Origin of the sequence: Haloplanus sp. HW8-1 (genome assembly GCF_023703795.1) — an archaeon.
In the GTDB taxonomy this organism is placed as follows: Archaea; Halobacteriota; Halobacteria; order Halobacteriales; family Haloferacaceae; genus Haloplanus; species Haloplanus pelagicus.
The window spans coordinates 106,673-118,285 of record NZ_CP098518.1 but is presented as its reverse complement, the minus strand read 5'-3'; the positions used below and the strand labels follow the sequence as shown (position 1 = coordinate 118,285).

At 65.0% G+C, this 11,613-nt stretch carries 15 protein-coding genes and 1 tRNA gene; 8 read left to right on the top strand and 8 right to left on the bottom strand.

Annotated features, from left to right (window positions below; all coding sequences use genetic code 11):
• A complete protein-coding gene (locus NBT82_RS00695; protein WP_251329673.1) occupies positions 1-1,182 on the top strand; it encodes an ABC transporter ATP-binding protein in 1,182 nt (393 codons plus the stop codon).
• A 1,299-nt stretch (positions 1,183-2,481) separates the two neighbouring features.
• On the opposite strand, the gene NBT82_RS00690 is transcribed toward NBT82_RS00695, so the two are convergent.
• Together NBT82_RS00690 and NBT82_RS00685 are read right to left on the bottom strand one after the other, a co-directional pair.
• The gene (locus NBT82_RS00690) at positions 2,482-3,585 is read right to left on the bottom strand and encodes an AI-2E family transporter (RefSeq protein ID WP_251329672.1); all 1,104 of its coding nucleotides are present in this window, start codon (positions 3,583-3,585) and stop codon (positions 2,482-2,484) included.
• A 388-nt stretch (positions 3,586-3,973) separates the two neighbouring features.
• Positions 3,974-4,045: transfer RNA gene (locus NBT82_RS00685), tRNA-His, on the bottom strand.
• Between the two features lie 116 nt (positions 4,046-4,161).
• Here NBT82_RS00685 and NBT82_RS00680 point away from each other — a divergent pair.
• Entirely contained in the window at positions 4,162-4,617 is a 456-nt protein-coding gene (locus NBT82_RS00680; protein WP_251329671.1) for a DUF5814 domain-containing protein, read from the top strand.
• Here NBT82_RS00680 and NBT82_RS00675 read toward each other — a convergent pair.
• From NBT82_RS00675 to NBT82_RS00665, 3 genes are all read right to left on the bottom strand, one after another.
• Positions 4,609-5,016, bottom strand: coding sequence for a DUF8146 domain-containing protein (locus NBT82_RS00675; RefSeq protein ID WP_251329670.1), 408 nt, complete (start codon positions 5,014-5,016; stop codon positions 4,609-4,611). The genes NBT82_RS00680 and NBT82_RS00675 overlap by 9 nt on opposite strands.
• A 96-nt stretch (positions 5,017-5,112) precedes the next feature.
• Positions 5,113-5,733: an RPA family protein gene (locus NBT82_RS00670; protein WP_251329669.1), complete on the bottom strand. Its 621-nt coding sequence runs from the start codon at positions 5,731-5,733 to the stop codon at positions 5,113-5,115.
• A gap of 1 nt (position 5,734) precedes the next feature.
• Positions 5,735-6,664 carry a replication factor A gene (locus NBT82_RS00665; protein WP_251329668.1) on the bottom strand — a complete coding sequence of 310 codons (930 nt, stop codon included), beginning with the start codon at positions 6,662-6,664 and terminating at the stop codon, positions 5,735-5,737.
• 163 nt (positions 6,665-6,827) lie between these two features.
• On the opposite strand from NBT82_RS00665, the gene NBT82_RS00660 reads away from it, so the two are divergent.
• Both NBT82_RS00660 and NBT82_RS00655 read left to right on the top strand, forming a co-directional pair.
• Positions 6,828-7,100 carry a DUF7091 family protein gene (locus tag NBT82_RS00660; protein WP_251329667.1) on the top strand — a complete coding sequence of 91 codons (273 nt, stop codon included), beginning with the start codon at positions 6,828-6,830 and terminating at the stop codon, positions 7,098-7,100.
• 37 nt (positions 7,101-7,137) lie between these two features.
• A complete protein-coding gene (locus tag NBT82_RS00655) occupies positions 7,138-8,184 on the top strand; it encodes a mannose-1-phosphate guanylyltransferase (RefSeq protein ID WP_251329666.1) in 1,047 nt (348 codons plus the stop codon).
• 13 nt (positions 8,185-8,197) lie between these two features.
• Here the strand turns inward: NBT82_RS00655 and NBT82_RS00650 are convergent, their stop codons facing one another.
• Positions 8,198-8,662, bottom strand: coding sequence for a Tfx family DNA-binding protein (locus tag NBT82_RS00650; RefSeq protein ID WP_251329665.1), 465 nt, complete (start codon positions 8,660-8,662; stop codon positions 8,198-8,200).
• Positions 8,663-8,738: 76 nt separating this feature from the next.
• Positions 8,739-9,206, bottom strand: coding sequence for a TRAM domain-containing protein (locus tag NBT82_RS00645; protein WP_251329664.1), 468 nt, complete (start codon positions 9,204-9,206; stop codon positions 8,739-8,741).
• Positions 9,207-9,307: 101 nt separating this feature from the next.
• Here NBT82_RS00645 and NBT82_RS00640 point away from each other — a divergent pair, with 101 nt between their 5' ends.
• The gene (locus NBT82_RS00640) at positions 9,308-9,457 is read left to right on the top strand and encodes a 50S ribosomal protein L40e (protein ID WP_251329663.1); all 150 of its coding nucleotides are present in this window, start codon (positions 9,308-9,310) and stop codon (positions 9,455-9,457) included.
• A gap of 3 nt (positions 9,458-9,460) precedes the next feature.
• Here NBT82_RS00640 and NBT82_RS00635 read toward each other — a convergent pair whose 3' ends face one another.
• Positions 9,461-10,075 carry an MBL fold metallo-hydrolase gene (locus NBT82_RS00635; RefSeq protein WP_251329662.1) on the bottom strand — a complete coding sequence of 205 codons (615 nt, stop codon included), beginning with the start codon at positions 10,073-10,075 and terminating at the stop codon, positions 9,461-9,463.
• A gap of 98 nt (positions 10,076-10,173) precedes the next feature.
• Between NBT82_RS00635 and NBT82_RS00630 the strand changes: the two genes are divergently transcribed.
• The 3 genes from NBT82_RS00630 to NBT82_RS00620 are packed head-to-tail and all read left to right on the top strand — an operon-like array spanning position 10,174 to position 11,534.
• Complete coding sequence (locus tag NBT82_RS00630; RefSeq protein WP_157689402.1) at positions 10,174-10,350, top strand: DUF5786 family protein; 177 nt, start codon at positions 10,174-10,176, stop codon at positions 10,348-10,350.
• Positions 10,347-10,913 carry an endonuclease dU gene (locus tag NBT82_RS00625; RefSeq protein ID WP_251329661.1) on the top strand — a complete coding sequence of 189 codons (567 nt, stop codon included), beginning with the start codon at positions 10,347-10,349 and terminating at the stop codon, positions 10,911-10,913. The genes NBT82_RS00630 and NBT82_RS00625 overlap by 4 nt, the downstream gene beginning before the upstream one ends.
• 24 nt (positions 10,914-10,937) lie before the next feature.
• The gene (locus tag NBT82_RS00620) at positions 10,938-11,534 is read left to right on the top strand and encodes a uracil-DNA glycosylase (protein ID WP_251329660.1); all 597 of its coding nucleotides are present in this window, start codon (positions 10,938-10,940) and stop codon (positions 11,532-11,534) included.
• Positions 11,535-11,613 lie beyond the last annotated feature (79 nt).

Sequence of the window (11,613 nt, the reverse complement as noted above, 5' to 3'; positions counted from 1 at the left end):
ATGAGCAAAACAGATCGGAACCGAAGTTCGTTGCCGGACGACCAGACACAGATATCGCTTCAGAACCTTCGCAAGGAGTTCGACATCCCGTCGGGCATCGAGGTGGCGGTCGACGGCGTCGACCTCGACATCCAGAAGGGTGACTTCGTCACCCTCGTCGGCCCGAGTGGATGTGGGAAGACCACGACTCTCCGTTGTATCGCCGGCCTCGAGACGGCGACGGAGGGGACACTCTACCTGGAAGGCGAGGAAGCGATCGACACCTCCCCGCAGGACCGCGACCTCGCGATGGTGTTCCAGCGGATCGCACTGTACCCCCACATGACGGCGCGGGAGAACATCGAGTACCCGCTCAAGCTGGCCGGCATGTCCCGGGAGCAGCGAACCGAACGGGTCGAAACGGCCGCCGAGATCGTCCAGATCGACGGGCTGCTCGACAAGTATCCCGGGGAGCTGTCCGGCGGGCAACAACAGCGGATCGCCATCAGCCGGGCGATCGTCCGCGAGCCGGTCGCGTTCCTGATGGACGAGCCGATGAGCGACCTGGACGCGAAGCTCAAACGCGAGATGCGCAAGGAGCTCAGCCGAATCCACAAGGAACTCGACGCCACCATCGTCTACGTCACCCACGACCAGGAGGAGGCGATGACGATGTCGGACAAGATCGCGGTGATGAACGACGGACAGATCGAACAGGTCGGACACCCGGAGGAGGTCTACCGGATCCCCAACAACACGTTCGTCGCCGAGTTCATCGGATCGCCCGAGATCAACCTGCTCGACGCCACGGTCGTCGATATCGACGACGAACGGGCCGTCGTCGACGTCGACGACGGTCCGCGGTTCTCGTTCAACATCGGGGAGTACCTTCCCGACGAGGCGAGCGAAGACATCAAGCTCGGCTTCCGGCCGCGAAAGATTCAGGCAACCCCCGATCCGGACACCCCCGGCATCCAGACGACCGTGGACCTACACGAGCCACTCGGTGACGAGGTACACATGTACCTCGAAGGGCCACAGGGGGAGATGCGCGCCGTCGTCCCCGTCGAAGAGGTGATTCCGGAGGACGAACACGCGACGATCCTCCCCAAAGTACCGACGCTGTACCTGTTCAACACCACCACCGGAAAGCGGTTCGCCCGCGGCGATCCCGACACCGGTGGCACGGTCGACGTCGAGTAACACCACCGACCTGCTCCGTCTCTCTCCTCGATCATCGGGCGGACAGACGCCCCGTTCGTTCCGACTCCGGAACGCTTCGAGGGCGATCGTTCTCACAGCACCACCCACTACGAACACGTACACCGATACTGAACGGACGGGGGTAGGCGGCTCGGCTGACCGACTACGATCGTGCCGCCGAAAACCAGCGTTGATACCGATATATCGTACGTAGACAGTCCAGAAACGGTATTGGATGTCCATCTCCGATCAGATCGCTGTACGGAACGCGTTCACTAGAGTGGGAACATTGTTCACCCATTCTGAATATAAAGAACATAGAGTATGATCGCGTATAGGGCCCGACATCGAGGCATGCTTGCGCCAAAAACACCAATGTGACTTTAATTATTTATCACACACGGTCGTGTTCGTTCGTTATACTCACGCATCGAAGTGTTCACAAATGGGAGAGTCGGGGTCTTACCCCATAATCGTGAATTTTCGCCAGTAGCGCACTGTAGATCGGGACGACGATCGTAACTGTTCACACCTATCGTTCAGTATCGCCGAACTCTTCTAGGTGACACGGTAGCATCTCTTGGAATCGAAGGGAACGACGGACACGTCCGGATCGTTCCCGCAGGGAAGAAAGATCCTAACAAAACTATACTCGTTATTTGATGGCAGCGGCGTCGCGACACGGTAGTTCCGGGCAGATACTGGCAACTGGCCGACGACGCCCTCGTTGCCCCTCCTGATAAATATACCAGTATTTGTATGTATTGTCAGTAGTGATTTTTCTATTGTATTATTCTGAAAGCGGGATGTAGTCGCTACTTCGTCGTCGATCTCCCCGAAGAGGATACGAACGAGGACAAACCGAGCGTTTCAGGCTCCAAAGCACTGTATTCGTAGTCTTTCGTCCCGAACAGCGTAGTCTCCGAACCGATGTCCGCCAGTACGAGAACGAGGCGTGCAAAACTTATATATTTTCTTTATTAAGACATTATTTCTAGTTTTCTCTTTTTATTCCCGGATATTGTAACATATTTGTCTACTGTATCATATTTTCCCGGTCTCTTCTCTCGTGTCGGCGTTCGTGATCGTCGTCAGAATTATATATATATTACAGAATACATTGTAAGTTGGTATGTATTCGTCGGTCGAAGCGAAACGGCGACGGTCGGAGCTCACGGCGGTGCGGTACCTCCCGTGGAGTGTGAACCTACGGTGCCCGGCCGATAGACGGCCCGCTCCTCGACGGCGAGCGGACGGGCGGGCAGAGTCACCGGCGTCGGTCCGCGCCGATCGACCCGGTCAGAAGTCGTCGAGACGGCGCTGGTCCGGCGGGAGTCCGGAGTCGACCGCCTCGTCGCCGCCGAGGAGCCGTGGGAGCGCCGTGTGGGCGAAGGTCACTCCGAGGGCGAGGATGATGGGTGCAAAAAAGAGCCCGTAGAAGCCGAACACGACCGGGCCGAAGATGTACGCGAGCATCAGCAAGCCGACGTGGGTTCGCTCGCCGCTGAGATACGGCCGAAGGACGAGGTCGGGAATGGTGTCGACGACGACGACCGCTACGGCTATGAACGCGGCGACATACACCAACAGAGAGTACTCACCGCGGAAGGCGATCGGCGCCGACATCGCCGCGGCGATGGGTACGTAGACGATCTTCATCCCGACGACCGGGACGAGGCTCGCGACGCCCGTGAGGACGCCTGCCAGCGCTGGATACGGAACCTCGACGGCCGCCGGGACGAGCGCGTTGTACCCTTTGAACGCGCCGACGCCGATCAGAGCGATGGCGATTACGTTCAGGAGGTTGCCAAAGAGGATAGCTTCGAGTTCACGGTCCGCGGCCTCCAGGAACTCGCGGACGATGGCGTCGTCGTCGAACCGTCGGAGCCAGCCGTGGAGCCGCGAGCCGTCGATCAGGAGATAGTAGCTGACGACCACCACGATGAACAGGTTGAGGAAAAAGCCCGTGATCGCGCTGGTCAGGAAGGCAGCGTTCTCCACCAGGAAGTCGATGATCGCGTCGAACTGCCCCGCCCGATACGCCTCGACGACGCCCGCGAACGTGAGGCTAGGAAGGTCCTCCATACCCTCCAGCCACGCCACGTTGGCGGCGGCCGTCTCGATGACCGGATACGTATCGACGAACCGACGCGTCTCGGTGACGAGCAAGACCAGGGTGTAACTGAGCAACAGGAGTAAGGGGAGGGCAAGCAGGAGGATCACCGCCACTGCCCGAACCCGCTTCGGGAGATGGAGGCGACCGAGTGCCCTGTAGAATCGTCGTGTCGAATAGTAAACGAACACGGCGATGGTGAGAGCGGCGACGAACTGGTAGGCGATGAAACCGATGGTGGCGATGACGAGGAATCCGAAGAGGGCGACGATCGCGCGTCGTTCGTCCATGTCTACCGGGTCATTCACCGCATGGGTGAAAAATCGTGGTGAAGTGTCTGCGCGCCGGTCGGTTCTCGGGAGAGCGTCTCGGTCGTGAAGGGACGGGCCGCTCCGCCGCCGACGTCCACGGGGTCACCGTACGTAGTGATGCCGGACTGGCCCCGTGTCGCGGCCAGGTCGAACTCATCGCGCCGTTCTCGACGACGATGGGGAACGCCGGCGAGAGGGAGAGCGAGCGATCACGCGAGAACGAAGGGCCCGGATACGAGAATCGACCCACAGTCGTTCCACTGCCCTTCGGGTCGCTTACGGTGGACCGGCCGCTCGCCACGGCGTTCTTCGCGGAGAAGTCCGAGTGCGACGGCTTTTCGACTCTTCCCTGCGGTCGTCGTGAGAAGTCCGGGTGCGAGAATCGAACCCGCGTCTCAGCCTCCACAAGGCTGAAGGATAACCACTACCCTAACCCGGACACGGAGTAGCGTACTGCGCTGTGAGTAAAGTAGGTTACGACTCGGAACGAGGATGTGGGAGAGGCGCACGGTCGAGTCGGGACGTTTTAGTTTCACAGTCGCCTACCGGTGACCAGTGGCTATCACCGACAAGGTTTATCTGAAGAACCATCGGCAGATCGTCTCACAGTTGGACACGTCCATCCCCAAGGGGGCGTTCAAGGGGGCGACGATGGAGGTGCTCTACAGCGGCGATGGGCTCTCGAAACTCGACGACGCTACCCGTGACCGCCTGCTGGATTTCGCGACCGACTTCCTCGACTGCGAGGACCCCGACGACCTCTATACCGGTTACCCGGAGCGGCAGTTCGTCCGCTATCTGCTGGATCTCCGGGCACAGGGACTGGGACCGGACGCCATCGTCGACGTGATGAGCGACGACTATATGCTCTATGCCTACCCGGGCGATGTACTCTCATTTCTGGACCGGGCGGTGCGGCGGTTGGAGGCGGTCGAGTCGCTGGCCGCCGTCGAGGGCGACGACGCGATGGAGCGCCGCGCCGCGGAGGCGCGCCGGACCCTGTCAGCCTAGTCTGAAAGACGGTTCGTCACGCTCGCCGCCGTCCAAGTCCTCGAGTTGGATGACGTCCTCGCCACCCTCCTCCAACTGTTCACGCAGGTGGTTGACGTAGCGTTTGTGCTCGTCGAGTTGCTCCCGCAGGTGCTCGGCTTCGAGTTCGAGGCGTTCGTGCTCACGAACGAAGCTCTTTGGCACCTCCACCTTGGGTGGGAAGCTGGTGCCGTCGCCCGATCCACTCTCCAGTTCGTGTTCGGGGACGACCTGGACCTGGCCGTCGTGGGCAACGAGCATGTCGACGTAGTCGCGAAACACCGCCGAGAGCGACAGGTCGCGCTCCTCGGCGATCTCGCGCAGGGTCTCGAACGCGTCTTCGTTGACGCGAAACGAGATGGTTTTGTTTTTGTTGCCCATTGTCACCCCGATTTCTAACCGCGACTCACTTAACGGTTTGTCAGACGGAAGGGTGACGGACCGCCGACGGACGGCTGACGTGGCGGCCGACGTCGTTCACTGCCCGGCGGGCACGTCGGCGTCGGCGGCGCCGTCGGCGCCGAGTTCGTCGGATTCGTCGAGGCCTTCGAGGGCTGCGAGGGCCATCCCGCGGTAGTCGTCGATTTCGGGGTCGTACTCCTCGCGAGCCATCCGGGCGTACTCCGCTCCCTCGTCGTCGAATGCGGCGACTCGTTCGAGCGTCCGGGTCGCCGTCTCGGCCACCCAGCGGTCGCGCGTGGTAGCGTCGACGGCGGTGATCGATTCGGGACGGACCGAGACGTTGACGTTCCCCTCGTCGGTCTCGTAGGTGCGTGGCTTCCCGACGACGGCGACGTAAGCCGGGGGTTCGAGGTCCCGGAGCGTCGAGGCAGCGTCGGGCTGGTACTGCCCGGCGTAGACGAAGAACGTCCCCGTCGGATCGACGATCCGTCCCCGCCAGTACTCGTCGTCTTCGCCGACGTCTTCCTTCTCGGTGAGGGTACCGACGAGGAAGACGCGGTTGGCACGCTCGCCGGTCGGCAAGAGGAGGTAGACGGGGGCGCGTTCGTCCTCGGACTCCTTGAACGTGTGACTCGCGTCGTTGAACTCGCGGGCGAAGGCGCGGCGTGCGACTTCGCGGGAAGGTGCCTGACTCATGTTAGATCGACCTCGCTTCGATGAGGGCCGCCTCGGCGTCGACCGGATCGCTCAGTCGTTCGAACTCGTCGACCAGCACGTACCGGCCGAACTGCGGCCCGCTCACCCGGTAGTACCGACCGAGCGTGTCCGCGCGCATCTCGTCGGCGACGACCGTCGTATCGAGGGCGTCCATCGCCATGTCCTTGGCCTCCTCCAGCGTCATGTCGGTCAGAGACTCGGTGGCGTCGCGGTCGAAGATCACCTCGTGGACCGTCTCGCCGTCGTCGAGGACGCCCTTGATTCGCAGGTCGAACTCGCCCTCGACACTGCCGTGTTCGGAACACCGGCCGTTCTGGAGGACGCGAGTGCAGTCGTCCTCGGGGCAGCGCTTGATCAGGCCGCTCCCACTCTGGATGTCCACCAGCGCGCCCTCGACGGTTTCGGCGTCGTCGCCGACCTCGATCTCCTCGTCGACCTCGGTGATGGTCGTCGTCCGGTTGAGCTTCACCGAGAAGTTGCCCTGGTACTCGTCGGTCACCAAGTTCTCCAGCCGGTAGACCGACCCCTCCTCCAAGTGGGGGAGATCAGACGTTTCGAAGGCGACGAACTTGGTGGTGCCCGACTCGTCGCCCAGCAGGCCGACCTGGGCCACGGAGTCGCTCCGTGGCTCCCACAGTTCGACGACCTTCGCGGTCACGTCCAGCCACTGTTCGTCCTGGTCGATCTCGGCGAGACCGACGGAGGCGTTGTCGCCCCCGCCCAGGGCGTCACGCTCCAGTCCGGCCTCGTCGAGGTAACTGTTCACGACGCTCCGTCGGGCCTCGTCGACCGGGACCCGGTACTCGTTGACGAGGTTGTCGAGTCGCTCCTCGACCTCGTCGACGCTCAGATCGAGATGATCCGAGAACTGCGCGACGATGTCCTCCGCGTGGGTATGCAAATCAGTCATGGTTTCACTCGCCTCCGGTCTGTTCTCGTGGGGAGGCACACGCCGATTGGTGCGGGACGGTATAAAAACTTCCGCGACCGGAGCGAAAGTGAAGTTCGGCGCCGGAGTGGCGTACCCGCGACGACGCCGACGGGTCTTTGAGCCCGCCCCTGCAAGGCCGTGTATGGACGACCGACTGGAACGGTTCGTGCGGACGACCTTCCGCTCGGCCGGCCGCCGCTACGCGGAGGCCCGCAGGGCCTACCGCGAGGGGCAGTCGTCGGTCGACCTCCCCCACGACGACGACGGACGCGTCAGGATCGTCTGTCGCCGGGCGGCCGAACGTCGCGCCGTCGCCCTCGACGACGACGCCCGCCCCGAATGTTTCGAGGGCGGCCACCCCGACTGCGAGGGCTGTCTGGAGGACGTCCGTGAGGGCGTCGTCGAGACGTGGTGAACGGTGTCCTTTTGTCCCGAATCGCCCAATGACTGCCATGGATCGACCGGTCGTCGCAGTCGTGCTCGCGGGCGGCGTCGGCTCACGGCTCTACCCCGCGAGTCGGAGCCACCGCCCGAAGCAGTTGCTCGCGCTCGCGGGAGAGGAGACGCTCCTCGAACGGACCGTCGCCCGCGCCACCTTCGCCGACGAGGTGATCGTCTCGACCCGACCCGCGTTCGCCGACGCCGTCCGCGAGTCGGTGCCCGAGGCGTCGGTGCTCGTCGAACCGGCGGGGAAGGACACCGGACCGGCGCTGACCTACGCCACCCACCGGATCGCGGAACGGTTCGACGACCCCGTCGTGTTCGTCCTCCCGAGCGACCACCACGTCGCGGGCGACTTCGAGACGCCGGCCCGCCGGGGGGCGCGAGTGGCCGCCGAGACGGACGCGCTGGTCACGTTCGGCGTCGAGCCGGAACGCCCGGACACCGGCTACGGCTACATCGAACCGGGGGCCGAGCGGGACGGCTACGCCGAGGTGGCGGCGTTCCACGAGAAGCCGGACGCCCGGACGGCACGACGGTACGTCGACCGGGGCTACTACTGGAACGCCGGCCTCTTCGCGTGGACGCCCGCTGCCTTCCTGTCGGCGGCCGCCGACTCCCCCCTCTCACCGCTGGTCGACGCCCTCGAGCGGGACGACCCCGACGCGGGGTTCGAGGCGGTCGACCCCGTGAGCGTCGACCACGCGGGGTTCGAGGCGGTCGACCCCGTGAGCGTCGACCACGCGGTGTTCGAGCGGGCGGGGGACGTCGTCGTCGTTCCCCTCACGGTCGAGTGGGACGACCTGGGGACGTGGGACGCGCTCGAACGCCTCCTGCCGGCCGACGGGGACGGAACGGTCGTCGCCGGCGACGCAACCGTGGCGGCGGTGGACGCGACGAACAACGTCGTCGCGGGCGACGACGTCCACGTCTCGCTGGTCGGCGTCGAGGACCTGGCGGTCGTCGCGTACGACGACCGGGTGCTCGTGGTGCCGAAGGCGGCGGCTCAGCGGGTTCGTGATCTGGTGGCCGAGCTACGGTCCCGAGGGGAGTTCTGATCGAGTCGTCGGCTCACTTCGACTGCCGGACGCGGACGGTGCCGTCGGTGGTCACGCCGACCAGCAGGGGCGCCTGTATCTCCCGGCCCTTGACCGCGTCGCCCGCCTCGTCGCTGACGAGTTTCATCAGATCCGGGGCCGTGTGGTTGACCTTGACGCCGGCGGTGTCACAGGCGTCGTAGACGAGTTTGGGGACGTTATAGAGGTCGGTCTCCTCGTCGACCTCGACGCGAACCGGCGCCGTCAGCGCCTCGGCGAACGCGACGGTCTCGCGGGCCTTCGCGACGTTGTCGCGGGCGCTCGATTCGATGCTCGAGACGTTCGCGCGGGACGTACCGAGTAGGTCCGCGATGGTGGACTGGCGTACGTTCCGCTCGCGAAGCGCGAGCACCTCCGCTTGTCGACGTGTCAACACGCTCTCCTCGGGATCGAAACCGGCGCGTTCGAGCAGCGCGTCCGCGTCCGGGTCGTCTTCCATGATTCGGTGTATGCGTTCGGCACCTAAAAGCTACACATCGGACTGTCCGCTCCCGACGCCGTCCGGGCGTCGACGCCTATCCGCCCCAGAAGTTGTCCCGGCTGCCCAGCTGATCGGGACGACCCGGCCCGTCGTCGGACCCTGCCGTCCCCGAGTCGGTCTCGGCGCTCGCGTCCCCGTCGTCCCCCTCAGTTTCGTCCTCGTCGGGGTCCATCGGGAGACGTTCGACCTCGTCGGCGGTCGCGTGGTTGGCCTTCACCCGGTGGATCCGGACGCGTGCTCGCGCCGGCGGGAGCGTCCCGTCGACCAAGACGATGAAGCCGTCCTCGGTGCGACCGACGCCGGACCCGCTCTCGTGGATGTCGGTCACCTCGACGACGAGCTCCTCGCCCGGTTTCACCGGCTGCTGTTTCAGGTCGGAGATGGGCATATCGTAGTGGTTACACCACTCGGCACCCCCGCGGTCACCGTAGTGCTGGCACCCCATACCCTGGATGCGTTCCGAGAAACTGGGGCAGTCGTCGGCGAGCGGACAGTTCGCCATACCACGACGTACTCAACCGGTCGTCTAAACGCTTGCGTTGTGGCGACCGCCGGTCGCGCGCACTCGCAAGCGTTATGCCGGTCGCCCCGGAACCCAGGCGTATGGCTACCTTCGAGAAGGCGGAACGGCGCATCCTCGAGAAACAGATCTGTATGCGGTGTAACGCACGCAACGCCGCCCGCGCCGAGAGCTGTCGGAAGTGCGGATACAAGAAGCTCCGACCCAAGGCCAAAGAGCGGCGCAACGCCTGAGTTCTAGTCGTACTTCGGTTCCCGTCGCTCCGCCCGCGTGAGCGCCCGCTCGATCACCGCTCGGACGCTCTCGCCGTCCGCGTGGAATGGGTCGCCGTGGCCGGCGTACATCGCCGCCACCGAATCCGGGAGTCGGTCGAGGAGCATCCCCAGACTGTCGATGAGGCGCTCGCGCGACTGGCCGGCCATGTCGGTACGGCCGAAACTCCCGTCGTCGAACGCGCCGTCGTTGTAGACGACCACGTCGCCGCTGAACAGGGTGCGGTCGCTCACCAGGGAGACGTGGTCGTCGGCGTGGCCCGGCGTGTGGACGACGTCGAAGGACTCGTCGCCGACCTCGACCGCGTCCCCGTCCGAGAGGTCGTGAGTGCGGCGCGGGTGGTCCGCGTAGGCGTACAGATCGGCGTCGAACGCGTCGAGGACGGCGTCGAGTTCGCCGACGTGGTCGTGGTGTTGGTGGGTGAGCACCACCCGGTCGAGGGCGTCGACGTGGTCGGCGATGACGTCGACGACGCCGGGCATCGACCCCGCGTCCACGAGGGCCGGGCACTCGCCCGTGACCAGATACGCGTTGCACGTGAACTCCTCGGCGTCCGCAGTGACGTTGTGCACGTCCATACCACAGCCTCCCGGGGCCGGGGACAAAAAACGGGCCGATAGACGTGGTTCCCGCCCTGCAAATCTTTTTTGGTCGTGCACGCGCTACGTTCACTCGTATGGGCTTCGGGAGCTACGATGAATCCGAACAGGAGAACCAGGAGTTAGACGCCGACCTCGACGACAACGAGGGGGTCGAGACGTCCGAGAACGACCACCGGGGGTCGGTCGAGTTCGAAATCGGGGCGTCGAACGACGAACTGATCGACCGTCTCAAAGAGATCAAAGACGAGTGAAGTCAGGCGCGCGAGCGCTCGGCGTCGCTGAATCCTTTTCCGAAGCGGATCGAAGCGTACTCTGTGGTGCCGTTCTGCGTCGCGACCGCATCGCCGATGGCTTCGCCTTCGATTCGTGTACCGTCGGTGGCACCGACGCCACCGCCGCCGTCGCGGACCTCTGGTCGGCGCTGGACCGCGAGGACGTCCGCGCGCTCCTGATCGCGGGGGTCGCACCCGCCTGGTTCAACGTCGTCGACCTGTCGGCGGTCCACGACGCCGCCGACCGCCCGGTGCTCTCGGTGTCGTTCGAGGCCAGTCCCGGCCTCGAACCGGCGCTCCGCGAACAGTTCTCCGGGGACGCCCTCGACCGTCGGCTCCGAACCTACCGCGCCCTCCCGCCGCGTCGGCGACTGGAGGTAAACGGCGAGGACGTGTACGTCCGGGCCGTCGGCGTCGACGACGCGGGCGCCGCCGACCTGGTGCGGGCGTTCACCCCCGAAGGTGGGCGGCCGGAACCGCTCCGAGTGGCGCGACTGGCCGCACGCGCCGCGCGACGCCTCCGGGCGGACGAGGACACTTAAGCCGGCGGCGAGCCCCAACCCGGCATGGTGGAATCCGAGGGTCCCGACGTGTCGGCCTGCGAACGGTGTCCGGCACTCGTCGAGTCACGGAGTCGCATCGTCAACGGGGTCGGGCCGGCCGACGCCGCCCTGTTGTTCGTCGGCGAGGCGCCGGGAGCCGACGAGGACGAACGGGGCGAACCCTTCGTCGGCCGCTCGGGATCGGTGTTCGACGACGCCCTCCGGGAGGCCGGCCTCTCGCGGGCGGACGTCCGCATCACCAACTGCGTGCGGTGTCGCCCGCCCGAGAACCGCGATCCACACGCCGCGGAACTCGACAACTGTGCCGGGTTTCTGGACCGCGAGATCGAACACGTCGACCCCGACCTGATCGTCACGCTCGGCAAGGTGCCCGGCGAGCGACTGCTCGATCGCTCGGTGGCGGTGACGACGGAGGCGGGGTCGGTCGTCGACGCCCGTCTCGGCGGCGAGAGTCGACGCGTCCTCGTCTGTCTGCATCCGGCGGCGACGCTGTACGACCGGAGCCAGCGCGACGCGTTCACCGACGCGGTGGCGAAGGCGGCCGACCTCGTGGGGGCCGCGACCGACGGAAGCGGCCAGTCGCGGCTTGGCGACTACTGAGACGGACCGTCGTCCGCCGGGAGACGGATGCGGCGATACGTACGAGTCGCCGTCGTAACGAAAAGTCACTTGCCCCCCG